The sequence below is a fragment of the Rheinheimera riviphila genome, from assembly GCF_004005945.1.
Taxonomy (GTDB): domain Bacteria; phylum Pseudomonadota; class Gammaproteobacteria; order Enterobacterales; family Alteromonadaceae; genus Pararheinheimera; species Pararheinheimera riviphila.
The window spans coordinates 15,582-34,596 of record NZ_SACS01000021.1; the positions used below are offsets into that span (position 1 = coordinate 15,582).

Below are 19,015 nucleotides of genomic sequence, written 5' to 3' on the forward strand. Positions count from 1 at the left end.
ATTTCAAGCTTATCCTTAAGCGTCCATTTCCCTACTGATCTCATCCTGAAATCAGAGCTCGTCCTGAACTTCCTGAATCTATCTTCGCATCGATTATCTGCAAAACTTATTCTCAATCCGATGAACATAGTATGCGTTGAATTTACTTAAAAATGCGGCGCCTACCAGTGAACATAGCAGTTGTCATTGAATTGAAATGACGGGGGAAATATTAAATTATTTTAATAAACAGTTGGTTATGATGTGTTGTGAAATTTTTTTGTGAGAAAAAACTGCCATGTCTTACTGATATGTGAGATATATCTCACACGCTGATGGCAGATATGTCCGTTTATCTGCCCCCAGCTGCAAAGGATGGTAATCTTTTAGTGAACCTATTATCCTGTCGGCCGTTCATTTAACACTGAATTCTGGACCTGAAACCACGATGGCACGCGAACAGTTGGGCATTTGTGCCGAAGCAAACTTACACGGCATGGTATTGCTGATGAATGCAATGGATGGGCATCAAGCCGCCATTCGTCTGCAGCTTGCAAGGTTGCCGGCACTGGTGCAAAGACTATCCGACCAATTTTCGGAATCTAACTTATCCGCAGTGGTGGCTATCGGGGTTGGTTTTTGGGATACATTGTATGTTAATCAAAGGCCTAAAGATTTGCAGCCATGGTTGCCGCTGTCGGTTGACGACCTTGATATGCCAGCGCTGCCCTTTGATTTGCTGCTGCAAATTCGCGCCGATCGCTACGATGTACTCCATCTTGCTGCACAACAATGTTTTCAACTGCTCAATCAACATGTTGAACTAGCAGAACAAATTCATGCGTTCAGGTACATGGATGGTCGGGATTTAACCGGTTTTATTGACCAGCCCGATGCACCCAAAGGACGTCGTAAACGCGAGATCGCACTCATTTCAGAACAAAATGATGCGGTATTCGCCGGTGGCAGTTATCTGCATTTTCAGCGGTACCGGTTGGATATGAACCGCTGGCAGCAGCTGACTCAGCAACAACAAGAAGCCATTATGGGGCGTCGAAAAATCGATGGTCAGCGCCTGGCTTTGGCGCAACTTGATGATAATAGTCACGAAGTAAAAGCGAGTTGTGTATCAGTAGAAGGGCAGCCTTTGCCCTTGTTATTTCAAAATATGCCTTATGGACAGTTAAAAGTGCAAGGCATGTTGAATCTTGGTTTTTCGGCAGATGCTAAGGCATACCTGCGGTGGTTAAAGAGCAGAATGGGACAGCCAGGTCGGCAAAATTATGATTTGTTGCTGGATTTTATTCAGGCTGACTGCGGCGCTGCGTTTTTTGCGCCATCAGTCAGTTTTATGGAGCAACAAGCTGGGTTATAGCTGGCTGCTTTTTCGCCCGCAGTGTGCTGGCTCTTTAATCGTCAATCAGACCTTTTCGAACAATTCAGTCACTTTTTTCAGCGTAAAATTAATGTTTTTGACGCTGGTCGGTGCGATAAAAATAGTGTCATCACCGGCGATAGTGCCAAGTACACCTTCCGCTTTTCCAACAGAATCTAATAATCGTGCAATCAACTGCGCCGCGCCCGGACTGGTTCTGATGATGATCATCACATCATTATGTTCAATATCTAACACCAACTGGCGCAGCGGGCTCTTGGTCGTTGGAACCCCTAATTCCGGCGGTAAACAATAAACCATTTCCTGGCGGGCATTTCGAGTGCGCACTGCACCGTATTTGCTGAGCATCCGCGAGACTTTTGACTGACTGACATTGTCGAACCCATCGGCTTTTAATGCTTCGACGATGTCACTTTGCGAGCCAAAACGCTCTTCTTTTAATAAGGATTTAAAAGCGGAAATCAGTGCTTCTTGTTTTGATTGTTTGGTCATCATCTATCGTTCTTATCAAATTAACCGGCCAATTGCAGCAAAGTTAACACAGCTAGCCGGACATGGCAGTAAAATCGGGTTAAATGCGCTAAAATGCTTAGACTTTAGGCGTAAGTCATTTGTAATTTGCCCGTGATTTCAGTATTGTTGGCGCGTTTTTTAATGAACCGTAAATTGGGAGAATAGCATGAAAGTTGCCGTATTAGGTGCTGCTGGTGGTATCGGTCAGGCCTTATCTTTATTACTGAAGTTAAACCTGCCTGCCGGCACGGATTTAGCGTTGTATGACTTAGCTCCGGTAACTCCGGGCGTTGCGGTAGATTTAAGCCATATCCCAACGGCCGTCAAAGTGACCGGCCATGGTAAAGAAGATTTAAACACGGCGCTGGCCGGTGCTGATATTGTGATGATCCCAGCGGGTATGCCACGCAAACCTGGCATGGATCGTTCTGATCTGTTCAACATCAACGCTGGTGTTGTAAAAACACTGGCAGAAGCCATTGTGCAACAATGTCCAAAAGCGCTGGTTGGCATCATCACCAACCCAGTCAATACGACAGTTGCTATCGCGGCTGAAGTATTCAAAAAAGCCGGTACTTATGATGCAAAACGCCTGTTTGGTGTGACGACATTAGACGTGATCCGTGCTGAAACTTTTGTTGGTGAATTAAAAGGCAAAAACCCTGCTGAGTTGACGGTTCCGGTGATCGGTGGCCATAGCGGCACCACGATTCTGCCGCTGTTGTCGCAAATCGCTGGTGTTAGCTTCACAGCAGAAGAAGTGTCATCCCTGACCTACCGTATCCAGAATGCCGGTACTGAAGTTGTGGAAGCCAAAGCCGGTGGCGGATCAGCCACATTGTCGATGGGTCAGGCTGCAGCACGTTTTTGTATGTCTTTAGTCAAAGGCTTGCAAGGCGAATCTGTAACTGAATACGCCTACGTTGAAGGAAACGGCGAGCACGCACGTTTCTTCGCACAACCAATTACCTTAGGCAAAAACGGCGTTGAAGCTTTATTGTCGATCGGTACTTTAAGTGCTTATGAGCAACAAGCCATGAACGATATGCTGCCAACTTTAAAAGCAGATATCACTTTAGGCGAAGAGTTCGTTAATAAAGCCTGAAGTTATTGAATGAAAAAAGCCAGCTGATGCTGGCTTTTTTTATGGGGTTTATATTAAATTGCTAAAAAACAAATAGTTACAGTACTGTTCCAAGTTTAATGATTGCGCTCTACCGCCATATCGGCCAATGCCAGTAAGGCTTGTTTATAAGGCGATTCAGCTAAAAAAGCGATGCAATCACGAGCCTTCTGCGCTTCTTGTTCAGCGATATTGCGGGTGTATTCAAAAGCTGCTGTTTCTGCAAGAGTTGCCATGATTTCATCAAGTTTGCTCAAACCGTTGCTTTCGATGATGGCTTCACGGATTAAGGCTTGTTGCTGTGGATTTCCGTGCTTTAACGCATAGATCAGCGGTAAAGTCGGTTTACCTTCAGCGAGATCGTCACCGATATTCTTACCGAGCTCGTCAACATCGGCCTGGTAATCAAGCACATCATCGATCAGTTGAAAGGCAGTTCCTAAGTGCATGCCGTAATTTTGCATGGCTTTGGTAACGCTTTCGTCCTGATCGGACAGGACCGCGGCAAGTTGGGTCGCTGCTTCAAACAGTTTTGCCGTTTTGCAGTAAATGACCTGCATGTAACTTTCTTCTGTGGTGTCCGGGTCATTCACGTTCATCAACTGCAATACTTCGCCTTCAGCGATAATATTGGTCGCATCTGCCAGAATTTCCATCACCTGCATTCGGCCAAGTGACACCATCAGCTGAAATGAACGGGTATAAAGGAAGTCACCCACCAACACACTGGCCTGATTGCCAAAGACCGCATTCGCAGTTTCTTTGCCTCTTCGCAGCATCGATTCGTCGACAACGTCGTCATGCAATAAGGTTGCGGTGTGAATGAATTCGATAATAGTGGCGAGCGTGACATGTTGCTGGCCTTGATAGCCCAATGCACGCGCAGCCAAAACCGCCAATAACGGGCGAAGTCTTTTGCCACCACTATTGACGATATAAATACCAAGTTGATTGATTAAAGCGACATCTGAACTGAGCTGAGAGAAGATGTGCTGGTTGACTGCTGCCATGTCGTCTTGGCTTAACAGCTTGATTTCATCGAGCGTCATTCTGAATAACTGCACCAACGGTTAAAGTGGCTTGATTCTACACCAAGAGCCAGATCGGCAAAACTAAAACTACAGCATTTTGTGAAGTGCTGATCTTTTTCAGAATTATGCTTGCGAGGGTAGGGGAAATTGCGTACAATTCGCGCCCTGTGAATGTAATTAACACGCCCCTTATGTGGCTGGCGTGATCTGTACGGAGTTAACTATGTACGCGGTTTTCCAAAGTGGTGGTAAACAGCACCGTGTGACTGAAGGCCAAACCCTTCGTCTAGAAAAACTGGACTTAGAAAAGGGCGCAATTGTTGAATTTGCTGCTCTGATGGTTGTAAATGGTGAAGAAGTCAAAATCGGTACTCCTTTAGTTGAAGGCAGTAAAGTTACTGCGGAAGTGGTCAATCATGACCGTGGCGATAAAGTTAAAATCGTTAAATTCCGTCGTCGTAAGCACTCTCGTAAACAAGCTGGCCATCGTCAGTGGTTTACTGAAGTGAAAATTACTGGCATCAGCGCTTAATTTCAGGAGTAACGACTCATGGCAAGTAAAAAAGGTGTAGGTAGTACACGTAATGGTCGTGATTCAGAAGCGAAACGCTTAGGTGTTAAGCGCTTCGGTGGCGAATCAGTTTTAGCTGGTAACATCATCGTGCGTCAACGTGGTACTAAATTCCACGCTGGCACCAACGTTGGTATCGGTAAAGACCATACCCTGTTTGCTTTAACTGACGGTAAAGTTCAGTTTGAAGTAAAAGGCGAACATAACCGTAAATTCGTCAGCATCGTTAGCGAATAATCGGAAAGCTTTTTGAAAAAGCCCCGCCTGAGTGCGGGGCTTTTTTTATGTACAAGAGATTGATGCTATTTAGTACCGTGGGAATGTGTATACCCAAAATCATTGAGGATGCGGGTAGGCGACGCGTGAGTGAGACTGGAACGTCAGTCCGACCCGGAGCATAGCTGTTCTATGTGACTGGGTCGGACTGACGCTTCAGCGAACGAGCGAAGGCAACAACCCCGCATCTTCAAGGATGACGGGTATAAGCCTTTCCGGTAAAATAGCGAGTAAAGATTATTCCCACGCTACGTCAGTAGTTGTATTGAAAAACTAATTCATATTTGTTGCTACTGCAGCCGTTTAAATTGCTTAAACGACAGCAATACCGACTGGAGTGATTGTTTTTTCGCCGAAAGTCATGCTTGGGTTTATAATATCCGCAAGCAAAATAGCAGGATAGGTCAGATGAAATTTGTTGATGAAGCGGAAATCCGCGTCGAAGCCGGTGACGGTGGTAATGGCATAATTAGTTTCCGCCGGGAAAAATTTGTCTCCAAAGGTGGCCCTAACGGTGGCGATGGCGGTGACGGCGGCGATGTTTATCTGCAGGCTGATACAAACCTGAATACCTTGGTTGACTTTCAATTCGAGAAAATTCATATCGCTCAAGGCGGCCAAAATGGCATGAGTACCAACTGCACCGGTAGACGTGGTGAAGATATGGTGCTGCGTGTTCCTGTTGGTACTCGCGCAGTCGACATTGATACCAATGAAGTTTTAGGTGATTTGACCCAAAATGGTCAAAAACTGATGGCGGCAAAAGGCGGCTGGCATGGTTTAGGTAATGCCCGTTTTGCCAGTAGCACCAACCGTACACCGCGGAAAAAAACCAACGGTACCCCTGGCGAAGTGCGTAACTTACGGCTTGAGTTGTTATTACTCGCTGATGTTGGCATGTTGGGTTTACCAAACGCCGGTAAATCGACTTTTATCCGCGCAGTGTCATCGGCGAAGCCAAAAGTTGCCGACTATCCATTCACCACATTAGTGCCTAATTTAGGTGTGGTCCGTACCGAAAGCGCCAAGTCATTTGTGATTGCAGATATCCCTGGCTTAATTGAAGGGGCTTCTGAAGGTGCCGGTTTAGGTATCCAGTTCTTAAAGCATTTGGAACGTTGTGGCTTATTACTGCACATGGTTGATGTATTGCCAGCAGATGGTTCTGATCCGGCTGAAAACGCCCAGGTGATTATTCAGGAACTGGCGAAATATAGTGACAAACTTGCGCATAAACCACGTTGGTTAGTGTTTAATAAAATCGATTTAGTGCTGGAAGACGAACTCGATGAAATTAAACAACGCGTGATTGAAGCTATTGGCTGGGACGGCCCGGTTTATACCGTATCGGCTGCTTCACGCACCAACACTGAGCAGATGTGTCGCGAAATTCAGCAGTATTTAGATGTGCTGCCAAAAGAAGTGGTCACGGAGCAGTTGTTGGATCCGGTGCAGTTCAAATGGGATGACTATCATGAACAAGCCATGGATTTATCTGACGATTTGGACGATGATGATGATTTTGATGAAGACGATTACGATGTAGAAGTCATTTATCAGCGATAAGGACGTTCGATGAAGATTGCGTTAGTCGCTGCGATGGCCAATCAAAATGTGATTGGCCTGAATAATCAAATGCCATGGCATATGCCAGCTGATCTTGCACATTTTAAGCAAGTGACGCTGGGCAAGCCGGTCATTATGGGTCGCAAGACCTATGACTCGATTGGCCGCTTATTGCCTGGCCGTCGTAATATCATTATTAGCCGACAGCCAGCACCACAACAACTTGCTGCAGACTGGGTTCATTCGATTGACGAAGCGCTTGCGCTGGTTGCAGATCAAGCGGAAGTGATGATCATTGGCGGTGCAGATTTGTATAAGCAACTGCTGCCGCGAGCTGATCGGCTCTATCTCACCCACATCGATCTCGACACCGAAGGCGATGCTTATTTTCCAGACTATCAAACTGATGGCAATTGGCAGCAAATAAGTAGCGCCGAATTTGCCGCGGATCACAAAAACCCTCATTCATATCGTTTTGTTTTACTTGAAAAGTAAAGCTGTCGTGTTGGTTGATTGCACAGCGTATAACATGTTGCTACTATTAGTTCGGTCTGGATCCTAACTGTTTGAGAGGTCGTCTATGAAAGTATTACCAGCGATGTTATGCAGTTCGCTGTTAACTGGTCTGTTCGTGGTATCTCCTGTAGCGCATGCTGATCAACAGTTGGCTGCGTCGATGTGTGACTATGTTAAAGCAGATGATAAAAACCGTTTCCGAAAATTACTCAGTGATAACCGCCTACGTCTGCGTAATATCTATGATGGCGTGATGTGCGATGGTCATCCTCTCGTGCGTTTTGCAGTTGTCAGCAATGCTGCTGGTGCCGGTGAGTTTATTATTAAGCAGTTACCCGCGGCACAAATTAGCTCTTCAGGCGATATCGCGTGGGCAGAAGCGAATCATGCAGGTTCTGCGTTGATTGCAGTGTTAAAAGAACGTGCAGGCGGTGGTGACTAGGAAGTTGCCACGATATCGACAAAAAACCGACCAAGATAAAAAATAACCGCAGCGATGCGGTTTTTTTACGCCGATTGGCATTAGATCTTCCCTTAGTCGGAGCATCACGGCAGCAGCGTTTTTTCGACGATGTCTAGGGAAGGCGGGCATGATGATTTCTGGTTTCTAAAATTCCAGTTTCTTTGAGGCAAAAAAAACACCGCATTGCGGTGTTTTTTATCAAAAAGCTCAGATTAGACCTTAAACTGATCAACCGATTGGCGTAACTCTTCAGCCAAACGAGCGACTTCATGGCTTGAATCCGAAGTTTGCTCAGCACCAGAAGCGGTTTCTTCAGCGATGTTTACAATCGATTCCAGCAGTTTACTGATCTCATGTGAAACCTGATTTTGCTCACGGGCAGCGTGAGAAATTTGCTCGCTCATATCGTGTGCTAAGTGCACCGCATGAGTGATGGAATCCAGCGCCTGATCGGCAATTTCAGTTTGCGCCACGCAGTTTTCTGCCTGACGTTTCCCTTTATTCATTGCTTCTACGGCGGCATGGGCACCAGATTGCAGCACCTGAATCATCGCCTGAATTTCCTGAGTCGATGACTGTGTTTTGCTGGCTAGTGAACGAACTTCGTCAGCAACGACTGCAAAACCACGACCTTGCTCACCGGCACGAGCCGCTTCAATCGCCGCGTTTAATGCCAATAAGTTAGTTTGCTCAGCAATACCGCGGATAACATCGAGGATGCTGCCGATAGACGCGCTGTCCTGATGCAGTTTATTGATAACTTTAGAAGCTTGTTCAACTTCCTGTGACAGCTGCAGAATGGTTTGTTTGTTGGTATTGGAAATACCTTTGACACGTTCTGCTTCGCTGTCAGCATGTTTAATTTCGGCCAGTGCATCGCTTGAACTTTGCATCACGCCTTGTGAAGTGCTGCTCATTTCTGTCGTGGCAGTGGCGGCTTGTGTCACTTGTGACTTCTGTTCACGGATCGCCTGCGTCGATTGAACGGTAATGGCCGAGGTTTGCTCTGAAGCTGCAGCAAGCTGCGTAGAACGTGAAATAATGCCTTGGATCAACTGACGCAGGTTGCCAATCACCTGGTTACAGTTGCGCGCCAGTTCACCGAATTCATCGCTGGCGGTGTCGTCTAAGCGTTTGGTTAAATCACCTGAAGCGACAACGCCTAAAATTTCATTCACTTTAGCCAGTGGGGTGGTGATGCTGCGAACAGTTTGCATCGCAATCCCGATAGCAATGGCGATTGATACCAGGACCACGACAAAAATGGTCACGACCGCTGAACTGACGCTAGACTCAGCTTCTTGTTGGATTTCACCGGCTGCTGTACGCACTTTTGCCAGCAACTGTGCTAAGGCGTCAACGGCTGCTGTAGTTTGTTGTTCGGTGGCAGCAAGTAACTTCGTTGCGGTAGCCTGAGCCGTTAAACGTTGTTGCTTTAAGGTTAAAATACCTTGTGCACCACCAATTAACTCGTTAATTTCATTAATTTTGTCATTTAAATCTGTCACCATCTCCACACTATCACCAGTTTCGGCGGCGATGATGGCCATTTTTGCGACTATATCACTTAAACGATTTTTAACTTCGTTGCTTAAGGTATCCGCTGTTGCCTGCGCGTTGGTCCGTGTTAAGTCAACTACGGTACTCACCAGTGCATTCATACTGGTTTCCATTTCGGTGGCGGCTTCAGTGGATTTTGGGAAACGGCGGCTAACGTCGCGAACGTCAGAAAAATCGAGGATGAGGGAAGCTGCATCATCTGAGCTGCCTTCTAAATCTGACAACTTGCTGTTCATCTGGTCGCGCAGGGTCAGACTTTTTTTCAAGTCGGCAAACAAGGCATTACTACCGGTGCTGAACTCGTCATATTCTGAAGAAAGCTGTTTAAAGCTTGCCGCGAGGGCTGGCTCGGCAGCGACGACCTCTTGCAGGGCTTTTGCTGCAGTGTCGTACTGGGATTTTTCGTTGTTAAACTCACCTTCGAGCTTAACCACGTCTTTCACTTCTTCACTGTAGAAAGCCTGCAAACTGACTTTGCTCATTTTGACAAATTCACTTTGCAGCGTGGCGCTATTTTCGAGGGCTGGAATGGAGATGCTGTTCACCTGATTGGTGGAATCGCTGATCTCGCTCAGACTGTAGTAAGACGTGCCGCCCAAAAACAGTAACAATATTAAAATAGCGCTAAAACCACCTACAATTCGCATTGCTACAGTTAACTTCATGTGGAACTCCCAAAGGGTTTGTAATTAGTCGCTCGATTGTGCGTGCGGTTCGGCCTGACGACCAATTATGCAGTCAAAAAACGATCGTATTATAGTTGTTTTTTGTATCCTGTGACACTATAACGCCGTTGCGTTTCAATACAATAGGCTGTTAAAGAATTTCCCCAGACGCATCCTGTATCCAGTGCATGGATCCTTTGTACAGTGCATTGACCTTGTAAAGCAGCCCAGTGACCGAAAAAAACTTCCGGATGCTGACGCTCCCGCCAGAACTCAAACCAGGGTTTTAAATCGGGATTGGCCGAAATTTCACCTTTTTCTTTCAGCTCCAGCCGACCATCAGCATAACAATAGCGCATGCGGGTGAGGCTGTTAATGCTAAAACGCAGCTTCTCAGCCATGGTTGTGGCGTCAGACCACAAGGTCGGTGTATTGCCATACATCTGGCTAAACACAAATTCCGGTTGCTGTTGTAGCGCCGCCGCGACTTGTTGACTGGCCGCCAGTGCCGTTGGCAGATCCCATTCCGGGGCAAGTCCAGCGTGGACCAACAGTAAGTTTTGTGCTGGTTCGAAGTGAAGTAGCGGTTGTTGCAGCAGCCAGTCGGCCAGTTGTTGTTTATCCGGTGCTTGTTGCAAAGACGCCAGTTGGTCAGCGGCAGAGATTTTGCCAAAACCATACAATGAAGCCAGAAAGTTCAGATCATGATTGCCAAGCACGGTGATGGCATTGTCAGCCAAAGCTTTTACGAAGCGCAGACATTCGAGGGATTTTGGACCCCGGGCAATCAAATCACCGCAGAACCATAGCTGATCGCGGTCGCTGTTAAAGTCGATGGACTGTAACAGCGCCAGCAGTTGATCAAAACAGCCCTGAACATCGCCAATCACATACCTGGCCATATCAGTTCAGAATATTTGGAATGGCCAGACGAAACACCGGTATTTGCGCATGAAAGCTCTCGCCACTAGCGGCAGTCATTTCATAATGACCTTGCATGGTGCCGACCGGAGTTTCCAGCACAGCGCCGCTGGTGTAGGTGTAGCTTGTTCCCGGCGGGAGCTCTGGTTGTTCACCAATGACGCCATCGCCATAGACTTCACTGTGCTTACCATTGGCGTCAGTAATGGACCAATAACGACGCAGTAATTTTACTTTTTGTTCGCTTTGATTGCGGATAGTAATGGTATAAGCAAACACAAAACGTTCGGCAGCTGCGTCTGACTGATTCTCAACGTAAAAAGTCTCGACCTCTATTGGAATGGCAAACTGAGCGCTCATAGCTTGCTTTCCGGCTGTTGTGATAACCACTTGGCGATCCGGATAAATTCGCTGACCGGTAGTTGTTCCGGGCGAAGTGATGGATCGATCCCAAGGCCTTCAATTTGCTCAGCGGTGGCAAAATTACTAAAACAATTGCGCAAGGTTTTGCGGCGTTGATTAAACGCTTCCAGACACACGCGGTTGAGCACTGTGACCGGCACGCCATCACGTTCGCTGTCGGCTTTCGGGATCAGCCGCACCACCGCAGAATGGACCTTTGGCGCCGGCTTAAAGGCGCCAGGACCCACTTCAACCACCGGCATGGCGTGGCAAAAAAACTGTGTCATCACGCTGAGACGGCCATAAGTTTTAGAGCCATGACCAGCTGTCATGCGTTCAACCACTTCTTTTTGCAGCATAAAATGCATGTTTTCAATATGTTCAGTAAATTCAAACAGATGAAACAGCAACGGCGTTGAAATGTTGTACGGCAAATTACCAAAAATTTTCAGCTTGCCACCAGCGGGTACCAGGGTGCTGAAATCAAATTTCATCGCATCCCCCTGATGGATGGTCAGCTTGTCGGCAAGTGTCGGATGCTCGCGCAAGCGCTGCGCCAAATCCCGGTCCAGTTCGACCACGGTTAGATGACCACTGCGCTCCACCACCGGCTCGGTTAAAGCGCCAAGGCCAGGACCAATTTCAACCAGATGTTCACCTGGTTTTGGCGCTATGGCTTTAACAATACGTTCAATAACTACCGGGTCGTGCAGGAAGTTCTGGCCAAATCTTTTGCGGGCGGTATGGCCCATATGTACTTTATCTGTCATTGCGTGAATTCGATTGAGTCGCTAAAAAAATCGCCTGATCCAAAGCATGCTGAAAGCTGCCGGCATCGGCGGTGCCGGTGCCTGCTAAATCAATCGCTGTGCCATGGTCGACGGAAGTGCGGATCAGCGGTAAACCCAGGCTGATATTGACCGAACGGCCAAATCCTTTGTGTTTCAGCACGGGTAATCCCTGATCGTGATACATCGCTAATACTGCATCAGCGTTGTCGAGATATTTGGGTTGGAATAAAGTATCCGCTGGCAACGGTCCTATTAAATCCATACCTTCTGCGCGCAGGTCGTTTAAAGTCGGGATCATCACATCGATTTCTTCCCGGCCTAAATGACCATCTTCGCCGGCATGTGGGTTTAACCCACAGACATAAATCCGCGGATTCGGGATGGCAAATTTTTGCTGTAAATCCTGCTGCAAAATCCGCAGCACCTGAGTCAGGCGTTCGCGGGTAATGGCTTTGGCCACATAAGCCAGCGGAATATGTGTTGTCGCCAACGCCACGCGCAACCCTTCGGTGGCGAGCATCATCACCACATAAGGTGTATTGGACTGATGGGCGAAAAATTCAGTATGGCCGCTAAATGGAATACCGGATTTATTAATAATACCCTTGTGTACCGGGCCTGTGACGATGGCAGCAAATTCGCCGGAGATTGATTTTTCTCCGGCAAAAGTCAGGGTATCGACCACGTAACGGCCATTGTTTTCGTTCAGCACACCCGGGACTACCGGCTGCGCGACTAGAAATGGTGCTATGGTCAGTGTACCGGCGGCTTGTGGTGTCGCCGGACGCTCCGGTTGATAGGGCAATAACGTCAACGGCAGCTGCAACAAGGCTGCCCGTTGTTGTAGCACTTCCGGATCGGCGCACACCACCAGTTCAACTGGCCAGCTTTGCTGCGCCAGTTGAATAATGAGGTCCGGACCTATACCTGCCGGTTCACCGGGCGTGACGCCAATTCGTAGGGTCATTCAGTCTCAGCCAGAATTTCAATAAAGGCCTGGTCACGTAATTCGCGCAGGAAGTTACTGGATTCTTCATTATAACGGCGGTTGTAAATCAGTCGGGTGACTTGCTCACGCTTTTTCTCGGCGGTGGCATCTACGGTGCGACGGTCATGCAACTCAATGATATGCCAGCCGAAATCTGAGCGGAATGGCTCGCTGATTTCGCCTTTTTTCATGTTAGCAAGGGTGTCGCGGAACGCCGGAACATATTTTCCCGGATCAGCCCAGCCCAGTTCACCGCCTTTTAATTTTGAACCCGGGTCTTCCGAGTGCTCACGGGCGAATGCTGCAAAATCACCTTTGCCGGCTTTGTATTCTTTGACGAAGTTAGCCAGGGTATTTTTGGCTTTTTCTTCGCTGACGATAATTGAAGGTTTAATCAGCACGTGACGGGCATTTACTTCTTCAAATTCAACAACGTTAGCGCCGCGGATATCAAAAATGGTCAGAATGTGAAAACCAGCACCTGAACGCAGCGGCCCAATCATGTCAGTTTTCTTTTTACCGCGGATTTGGTCAGCAAACAAAGTCGGCATTTCGTTGATATTGAGCCAACCCATGTCGCCGCCTTCGAGCGCTGTTTCAGCGGAAGACGATGCAATAGCAATTTTTTTGAAGTCGCTGCCACTACGTAACAACTCAATGATTTTATTGGCTTTAACTTCAGCGTCTTTCATTTGAGCGGCATCTGGCTGGCTTGGCAATGCCACCAGAATATGGCCGATATTATATTCTTCGTTACTGGCGCCTTGCTGCTCCATCAGTTTGGTGACGGTGTCGATTTCCTGTGGGCTGACATAAATCCGCCGTTGCACATTGGCACGCAGTACTTCGCCGGTGGTGATTTCTTCGCGTAATCTTTCGCGGAAAACTTCGTAACTACCTTCTTCCTGGACCACCTGACTGCGGAATTGCTCCAGCGTCATTTTCTGCTCGCGGGCAATATTTTCAATCGTTTCATCAAGTTGCGGGTCGGTAATTTGTAAACCCATCCGCTTTGCCATTTGCATTTGCAGGCTGTTCAAAATCAGTCGCTCCATCGCCTGAGTGCGCAGTGCGCGATCCGAAGGTAGCGTCTGATTTTGACGGCTGGCATTGGTTTTTACCCGTTGCACCATCTCGTTTACTTCACTTTCAAGCACCACGCCGTTGTTGACAACAGCAGCGACCGCATCCACTTTCGTTTCAGCAGCCTGTGAGCCCAGTACGAAGCAGGTCGTTACGGCAACAGCAATCAACTTTTGTAACTTCATAAAATTCCACATTAATTATTTAATAAATAAGGGCGGCGGTAGCCAAAAATACCACTGGATAACATATCCGACACATCAAACCCGGCTGAATCACCAAAACCTTTTAACACAAATCGCAGCGCAATGCCGCTGTCTAGTTTGACCGGATGTGCGAAATTATCGATCGCCAGGTCAAGATTGGTTTCGATTTGCCGTCTGGCGACCAGACGAATCGCCCAGCAACAAGATTCATATTGAAAACCGACGTTGGCTTCAATCATCCGATGATTGTTGATATCGCGGTAATAACTGGCAACAGCTTGCCATTTATCGGCGATGGGCAGGGTACCCAAAGCGCCAAGCTGAGCGATTTCGTTGCTTGAGACATCCCGGCTGTAACGATGGTTCAATTGAAATATTTTTTTATCATCGGCCCGGTAATCGAGTGACACGCTGCTTTTAACCATGCGTTTGGTTTCAGAATCATACTGTACACCACCGTTTAGGAACCAGCGTTGTTGCCAGTGCAGCAGGGTTTCAGCGGCGAAAATCGACTCGGTGGCCGCGATAGCAGGTGCTTGACCGGGCGCAATTTCAAATTCGGTTTTGGCTTCATCTAAAAATAGGATTTGGCCCATACTGAAGCGAAAACGCTCAGTGTCCCGCTGGTCGTAGACGCGGGTGGTCCAACCAAGTGTCAGCTGGTTAGTATCGTTGATCCGATCAAGACCCGAGTAACGATTTTGCCGGAATAAACCGTAATAATCGTCCTGCAACCGGGCGGTATCAAACAAACCAATATTGCGCTGATCCCGGTATGGGATATACAAATATTGAATTTGTGGTTCCAGCGTTTGCAGTGAATTGGCGCCAAACCAGCTGGTGTCTCGCTCGAAGTTCAGTTTGCCGTTCATGCTAAGCTTGGGCATGCTACGTTGTATCGATTTATCCAACACGGCTGAGGGAAGTTGCAGGTCTTGCTGATAATAGGTTTGCAGCAAACTGCCTTCAAACAACAGCTCCAGTGCCGCAGTGTTGTAAGGCAACCTGAGCGTTGGTTCGAGGTGTAAACGATCGGCGGCTTTTACCAGCTGACTATCGTTGTTGAAGTGTGCATATTGTCCAGACCACAAAAATTGCAAACCGCCGCCTAACTCAAGCGGCTTGCTGGAGCTTAAATTCAATTGCGGTAAAGCTGCATAAGCTTCTGAATAATTACCAAGAATTTCAAACCCTTGCATTTGCAAGTCAGAACGAACGTAATCTCCATAGTAACTCAACGTTGCCTGGCGATAGAGTTGGGTGTCACTTTGATTGTTGATGTCGGAACCCAGTTCAGTCAGGTAACTGTCATCGCTGATATCGGTAAAGTCGACTGTCGCACGCCAACGGTCGTTAAAGTCGGCGACATGGCTGATATGCGACAAATATCTTTTGCCAAAATCTGCCGCTTTGTCTTGATCTTTATTCAGATATTCTAAATACAGGCTGCCCTGGTGCTGGCTGGTTAAATAACGGAATTCCGATTTCAGCTGCGTGCCGCGCTGGCTCATGTAACGCGGTGTCAGCGTGGCGTCATAGTTGTCGGCAAGGTTCAGATAATAAGGAACTTCAACATCGAGCCCCAGTTTTTGCGAGCTACCGATTTTTGGGAATAACACCCCGGTTTTGCGTTTGTCGTTGACCGGGTAGGTCATGTAAGGCAAATACAACACCGGAATATCTTTAATTTTAACCACCGAGCCCCAGGCTTCACCCCAGCCATCTTCGGCGTTGATGCTGATTTTGTCAGCGGCCAGTGCCCAGCCGTTATCGCCTTCCGGGCAAGTACTGAAAGTCGCCTGATTTAACACCACGCCTTGATCGGACGCTGACATCTCGCTGGCGTACCCACGGCCCGCCTGACTGACAAAGCGGTATTCGGCGTCGCGCATGGTCACTTTATTTTCAGCAAGGTTGGCGCTGAACGAGCTGCTGCTGACTTTCAGCGCTGAGCTGTAATAACTGATACCGCCATCGGCAAACATACTTTGGTCAATTTTGCTGACGCGGGCCATTGGCGCCGTTAGTAAAGTGTCACGATAAGTGAGTTGCAACGGACCCGTAAATTCAGCGGTTTGGTTGTCGATTAGTTCTGCGTTCTTGGAATCAATGCGCAGCTGGTCGTCGTTTTTATCCAGCGTAGCCATAATGGCGGGAATGTCGGCTTTGGGATAACACAGCTGCAAAGGTGCAGAGTCTTCAACCCGTAGAGCGTCTTCAACCTGCTGAGTGCTTTCAACCTGCGAGGTGCCGTCAGCCCATATTGCAGGGGAGGTGCTAGCGAACGCCAACAACAGCCATTGATTTAATAAAGTTCGTTTCATCCAGCAGTCTCAGAATTGATGCATGTTGCTTAAGCCGACCGCAAAAACAGCAGGATGCTCATGATAAAGCAATTTTCTGTGCGTTGCTAATCAGATATAGTGCAGCCTTTGACTACACCGGAGCCAAAAGTGCCAGATCGGTTGACCCTTATTTGTAGTTTTTTATCCACTGTGTGGCCAGAGCATCCTTATCAACTGTCCGCCATCAGTGGTGACGCCAGTTTCCGTCGTTATTTCCGCGTCCATTATCAGGGAAAAAACTATGTCCTGATGGACTCGCCACCCATGCTGGAAGATGGCCAGCGTTTTGTGGCGGTGCAGCAGGCATTTCTGGCTAGTGGACTGCGGGTACCGTTGATCCTGCAGCAGGATTTGGCCGCCGGCTTGTTATTACTCGAAGATCTGGGCGATCAATTGCTGCTGGATTTATTGAGTTCTGAAACTGCAGACCACTGGTATCCGCAGGCATTGGCTGAACTGGTGAAGATCCGCACTATCACCAGCACCTCTCAAGGGCCGCTGCCGTTGTTTGACCGGGCGTTTTTACTGCGGGAAATGCAGTTATTTATCGACTGGTTTGTCAAAGTCCATCTGTCACTTGAGCTATCCAATGACGAATTAGCGATGTTGGCAACGTTGTTTGATGTTCTTGCTGACGCTGCGTTGGAACAACCGCAGGCCGGGATGCATCGTGACTATCATGCCCGTAATCTGATGGTACTCGCAAACCAGCAACTGGCGGTCATTGATTTCCAGGATATTGTGATCGGCCCAGTCAGCTATGACGCGGTGTCGCTACTTAAAGATTGTTACAAACGCTGGCCAGATGAGTTTGTCGTCCAGCAACGCGATGAGTTTTTCCGGCAATTGCAGCAAAGCGCTGTATTGGATGCATCATGGACCCGCGAACGTTTTGCCAAAAGTTTTGACCTGATGGGGTTGCAGCGCCATATCAAAGTTTGTGGCATTTTCAGCAGGTTGTATCACCGGGACGGCAAAGCCGGTTATCTGGCCGATTTGCCACGGGTATTAGATTATGTCATTGATGCGGCGGTGCAATACCCAGAATGTCAGGCGTTTTGCCAGTTATTGCAGCAGAAAATTCAGCCGCGTTTGTTGGAGGTGATCGCATGCGGGCAATGATTCTAGCCGCAGGCCGCGGTGAGCGGATGCGACCGCTGACCGATCATTTGCCCAAGCCGTTGTTAACTGTTGCCGGTAAGCCGCTGATTGTGCATCACATTGAAGCGCTGGCCGCTGCTGGTGTGCTGGATATTGTGATAAACCATGCCTGGCTTGGCCATTTGATTGAGCAGCAGCTGGGGGATGGCCGTCAGTTTGGGGTGCGTCTGCACTACTCAGCTGAAGGCGCGACCGGCTTGGAAACGGCCGGTGGCATCAAAAAGGCGCTCCCCATGCTCGGGACTGAGCCCTTTCTGGTGATAAACGGCGACGTGTTAAGCACATTGCAACCGGCGGCGTTGATTGCACAAGGTTTACCGCAAAGCGCATTGGCGCATTTGGTGCTGGTGCCTAATCCGTCACAACACCCCAAGGGCGATTTCGCTTTTGCGCCGACATCACCCTGGCTTTGTTCGAGCGGTGACGAACAATTCACTTTTAGTGGAATTGCGTTATATCATCCTGATTTTTTTAAAGATGTTCCCGAAGGGGCGCAAAAATTGGCGCCGTTTTTGCGCCAGGCGATGATGCAGCAACAGGTCAGCGGCGAGCTTTTTAGCGGTTATTGGGCCGATATCGGTACCCCGGAACGTTTACAACAAGCGGATTCCACGTTTGCAGCACATCAAGAAATGCAGTTAAGGAACCATCATGTGGGGTAAAATTCTGGGCGCTTTGTTTGGCATGGCGCTGTTTAAATGGCCCGGTTTTTTTCTGGGGTTGCTGATTGGTCACTGGTTTGACCGCAGTTTGAGGTCGTCGTTTGAAGGTGCCGGTGGTTTTGGTGCATTAAAACGCGACCAAGACGATGCTGAAGGGCTGTTTATGTACAGCACCTTTGCCGTGATGGGACATTTGGCCAAAGCCGATGGTGTGGTCACCACAGCACACATCGATAAAGCCACGACGTTTATGCAGCAGTTGGGGCTTGATGCGACGCAGCAACAGGAAGCACAGCGGGCGTTTCGTGAAGGTAAAGCCGCCGACTTTCCACTGCAACAGCAACTGGCGCAGGTCAAACAGCGTTATCGCTGGCGTCCGGATTTACTGCAGATGTTTCTGGAAATTCAGATCAGCGTGGCTTATGTTGATGCCAAATTAAGTAGCGTCGAACTGACTTTGCTGCAGCAAGTGGCGGCAGCTTTGTCGATTTCAGCCACCCGCTTGCAGTATTTGCTGGGTCGATTTGAAGCCGAAGCACGGTTTGCCAACCGGCCACCGCAGCAAAAACCAAAAAGTGCCACGGTGCAGGATGCTTATCAGTTGCTGGGCGTCAAAGCGGATTGCTCCAAGGCTGAACTGAAAAAAGCTTATAAAAAACAAATGGCACAGCATCATCCGGATAAACTGATGTCACAAGGTTTACCCAAAGAAATGATGGAACTGGCCAAGCGGAAAACCCAGGATATTCAGGCTGCTTACGAGCTGCTATGCCAGCATCGCCAAGATTAAGTCAATC

Annotated in this window: 19 protein-coding genes; 10 read left to right on the forward strand and 9 right to left on the reverse strand. The window is 48.2% G+C overall.

Annotation, left to right across the window (positions count from 1 at the left end; genetic code table 11):
• Positions 1 to 427: 427 nt before the first annotated feature.
• Complete coding sequence (locus tag EOE67_RS16455) at positions 428 to 1,354, forward strand: Dyp-type peroxidase (RefSeq protein ID WP_127700431.1); 927 nt, start codon at positions 428 to 430, stop codon at positions 1,352 to 1,354.
• A 45-nt stretch (positions 1,355 to 1,399) separates the two neighbouring features.
• On the opposite strand, the gene argR is transcribed toward EOE67_RS16455, so the two are convergent.
• Positions 1,400 to 1,867 carry a transcriptional regulator ArgR gene (gene argR, locus EOE67_RS16460; RefSeq protein WP_068063020.1) on the reverse strand — a complete coding sequence of 156 codons (468 nt, stop codon included), beginning with the start codon at positions 1,865 to 1,867 and terminating at the stop codon, positions 1,400 to 1,402.
• A 187-nt stretch (positions 1,868 to 2,054) separates the two neighbouring features.
• Here argR and mdh point away from each other — a divergent pair, with 187 nt between their 5' ends.
• A complete protein-coding gene (gene mdh, locus EOE67_RS16465) occupies positions 2,055 to 2,993 on the forward strand; it encodes a malate dehydrogenase (protein ID WP_127700432.1) in 939 nt (312 codons plus the stop codon).
• Positions 2,994 to 3,088: 95 nt separating this feature from the next.
• On the opposite strand, the gene ispB is transcribed toward mdh, so the two are convergent.
• On the reverse strand, positions 3,089 to 4,060 hold the full coding sequence (gene ispB / locus EOE67_RS16470; RefSeq protein WP_127700433.1) for an octaprenyl diphosphate synthase: 972 nt from the start codon (positions 4,058 to 4,060) through the stop codon (positions 3,089 to 3,091).
• Positions 4,061 to 4,265: 205 nt separating this feature from the next.
• On the opposite strand from ispB, the gene rplU reads away from it, so the two are divergent.
• The 5 genes from rplU (at position 4,266) to EOE67_RS16495 (ending at position 7,413) form a co-directional block, all read left to right on the forward strand.
• Entirely contained in the window at positions 4,266 to 4,574 is a 309-nt protein-coding gene (rplU, locus tag EOE67_RS16475; protein WP_068062020.1) for a 50S ribosomal protein L21, read from the forward strand.
• An 18-nt stretch (positions 4,575 to 4,592) separates the two neighbouring features.
• A complete protein-coding gene (rpmA, locus tag EOE67_RS16480; protein WP_068062017.1) occupies positions 4,593 to 4,850 on the forward strand; it encodes a 50S ribosomal protein L27 in 258 nt (85 codons plus the stop codon).
• A gap of 447 nt (positions 4,851 to 5,297) precedes the next feature.
• Complete coding sequence (gene cgtA, locus EOE67_RS16485; protein WP_127700434.1) at positions 5,298 to 6,455, forward strand: Obg family GTPase CgtA; 1,158 nt, start codon at positions 5,298 to 5,300, stop codon at positions 6,453 to 6,455.
• 9 nt (positions 6,456 to 6,464) lie between these two features.
• Positions 6,465 to 6,950 (forward strand): type 3 dihydrofolate reductase, encoded by a 486-nt coding sequence (gene folA, locus EOE67_RS16490; protein WP_127700435.1) that lies wholly within the window; start codon positions 6,465 to 6,467, stop codon positions 6,948 to 6,950.
• Positions 6,951 to 7,035: 85 nt separating this feature from the next.
• A complete protein-coding gene (locus EOE67_RS16495; RefSeq protein ID WP_127700436.1) occupies positions 7,036 to 7,413 on the forward strand; it encodes a DUF3718 domain-containing protein in 378 nt (125 codons plus the stop codon).
• A gap of 233 nt (positions 7,414 to 7,646) precedes the next feature.
• Here the strand turns inward: EOE67_RS16495 and EOE67_RS16500 are convergent, their stop codons facing one another.
• From EOE67_RS16500 to EOE67_RS16530, 7 genes are all read right to left on the reverse strand, one after another.
• Positions 7,647 to 9,659, reverse strand: coding sequence for a methyl-accepting chemotaxis protein (locus tag EOE67_RS16500; protein WP_127700437.1), 2,013 nt, complete (start codon positions 9,657 to 9,659; stop codon positions 7,647 to 7,649).
• 89 nt (positions 9,660 to 9,748) lie between these two features.
• The gene (locus EOE67_RS16505; RefSeq protein ID WP_127700438.1) at positions 9,749 to 10,561 is read right to left on the reverse strand and encodes a symmetrical bis(5'-nucleosyl)-tetraphosphatase; all 813 of its coding nucleotides are present in this window, start codon (positions 10,559 to 10,561) and stop codon (positions 9,749 to 9,751) included.
• A 1-nt stretch (position 10,562) separates the two neighbouring features.
• A complete protein-coding gene (gene apaG / locus EOE67_RS16510) occupies positions 10,563 to 10,940 on the reverse strand; it encodes a Co2+/Mg2+ efflux protein ApaG (RefSeq protein ID WP_127700439.1) in 378 nt (125 codons plus the stop codon).
• On the reverse strand, positions 10,937 to 11,752 hold the full coding sequence (gene rsmA, locus EOE67_RS16515; RefSeq protein WP_127700440.1) for a 16S rRNA (adenine(1518)-N(6)/adenine(1519)-N(6))-dimethyltransferase RsmA: 816 nt from the start codon (positions 11,750 to 11,752) through the stop codon (positions 10,937 to 10,939). The genes apaG and rsmA overlap by 4 nt, the downstream gene beginning before the upstream one ends.
• Positions 11,742 to 12,740, reverse strand: coding sequence for a 4-hydroxythreonine-4-phosphate dehydrogenase PdxA (gene pdxA / locus EOE67_RS16520; RefSeq protein WP_127700441.1), 999 nt, complete (start codon positions 12,738 to 12,740; stop codon positions 11,742 to 11,744). The genes rsmA and pdxA overlap by 11 nt, the downstream gene beginning before the upstream one ends.
• Entirely contained in the window at positions 12,737 to 14,029 is a 1,293-nt protein-coding gene (surA, locus tag EOE67_RS16525) for a peptidylprolyl isomerase SurA (RefSeq protein ID WP_127700442.1), read from the reverse strand. The genes pdxA and surA overlap by 4 nt, the downstream gene beginning before the upstream one ends.
• A gap of 11 nt (positions 14,030 to 14,040) precedes the next feature.
• Complete coding sequence (locus EOE67_RS16530; protein WP_127700443.1) at positions 14,041 to 16,374, reverse strand: LPS-assembly protein LptD; 2,334 nt, start codon at positions 16,372 to 16,374, stop codon at positions 14,041 to 14,043.
• Between the two features lie 129 nt (positions 16,375 to 16,503).
• On the opposite strand from EOE67_RS16530, the gene EOE67_RS16535 reads away from it, so the two are divergent.
• From EOE67_RS16535 to djlA, 3 genes are read left to right on the forward strand one after another with little or no spacing between them, the layout of a single operon-like run.
• Positions 16,504 to 17,517: an aminoglycoside phosphotransferase family protein gene (locus EOE67_RS16535; protein WP_240652847.1), complete on the forward strand. Its 1,014-nt coding sequence runs from the start codon at positions 16,504 to 16,506 to the stop codon at positions 17,515 to 17,517.
• Positions 17,505 to 18,218, forward strand: coding sequence for an N-acetylmuramate alpha-1-phosphate uridylyltransferase MurU (gene murU, locus EOE67_RS16540; protein WP_127700444.1), 714 nt, complete (start codon positions 17,505 to 17,507; stop codon positions 18,216 to 18,218). The genes EOE67_RS16535 and murU overlap by 13 nt, the downstream gene beginning before the upstream one ends.
• Positions 18,208 to 19,008 carry a co-chaperone DjlA gene (gene djlA / locus EOE67_RS16545; protein WP_127700445.1) on the forward strand — a complete coding sequence of 267 codons (801 nt, stop codon included), beginning with the start codon at positions 18,208 to 18,210 and terminating at the stop codon, positions 19,006 to 19,008. The genes murU and djlA overlap by 11 nt, the downstream gene beginning before the upstream one ends.
• Positions 19,009 to 19,015 lie beyond the last annotated feature (7 nt).

Coding starts and splice junctions, on each gene's coding strand:
- EOE67_RS16455 (WP_127700431.1), top strand. CDS start 428: ATGGCACGCGAACAGTTGGGCATTTGTGCCGAAGCAAACTTACACGGC.
- argR (WP_068063020.1), bottom strand. CDS start 1,867: ATGACCAAACAATCAAAACAAGAAGCACTGATTTCCGCTTTTAAATCC.
- mdh (WP_127700432.1), top strand. CDS start 2,055: ATGAAAGTTGCCGTATTAGGTGCTGCTGGTGGTATCGGTCAGGCCTTA.
- ispB (WP_127700433.1), bottom strand. CDS start 4,060: ATGACGCTCGATGAAATCAAGCTGTTAAGCCAAGACGACATGGCAGCA.
- rplU (WP_068062020.1), top strand. CDS start 4,266: ATGTACGCGGTTTTCCAAAGTGGTGGTAAACAGCACCGTGTGACTGAA.
- rpmA (WP_068062017.1), top strand. CDS start 4,593: ATGGCAAGTAAAAAAGGTGTAGGTAGTACACGTAATGGTCGTGATTCA.
- cgtA (WP_127700434.1), top strand. CDS start 5,298: ATGAAATTTGTTGATGAAGCGGAAATCCGCGTCGAAGCCGGTGACGGT.
- folA (WP_127700435.1), top strand. CDS start 6,465: ATGAAGATTGCGTTAGTCGCTGCGATGGCCAATCAAAATGTGATTGGC.
- EOE67_RS16495 (WP_127700436.1), top strand. CDS start 7,036: ATGAAAGTATTACCAGCGATGTTATGCAGTTCGCTGTTAACTGGTCTG.
- EOE67_RS16500 (WP_127700437.1), bottom strand. CDS start 9,659: ATGAAGTTAACTGTAGCAATGCGAATTGTAGGTGGTTTTAGCGCTATT.
- EOE67_RS16505 (WP_127700438.1), bottom strand. CDS start 10,561: ATGGCCAGGTATGTGATTGGCGATGTTCAGGGCTGTTTTGATCAACTG.
- apaG (WP_127700439.1), bottom strand. CDS start 10,940: ATGAGCGCTCAGTTTGCCATTCCAATAGAGGTCGAGACTTTTTACGTT.
- rsmA (WP_127700440.1), bottom strand. CDS start 11,752: ATGACAGATAAAGTACATATGGGCCATACCGCCCGCAAAAGATTTGGC.
- pdxA (WP_127700441.1), bottom strand. CDS start 12,740: ATGACCCTACGAATTGGCGTCACGCCCGGTGAACCGGCAGGTATAGGT.
- surA (WP_127700442.1), bottom strand. CDS start 14,029: ATGAAGTTACAAAAGTTGATTGCTGTTGCCGTAACGACCTGCTTCGTA.
- EOE67_RS16530 (WP_127700443.1), bottom strand. CDS start 16,374: ATGAAACGAACTTTATTAAATCAATGGCTGTTGTTGGCGTTCGCTAGC.
- murU (WP_127700444.1), top strand. CDS start 17,505: ATGCGGGCAATGATTCTAGCCGCAGGCCGCGGTGAGCGGATGCGACCG.
- djlA (WP_127700445.1), top strand. CDS start 18,208: ATGTGGGGTAAAATTCTGGGCGCTTTGTTTGGCATGGCGCTGTTTAAA.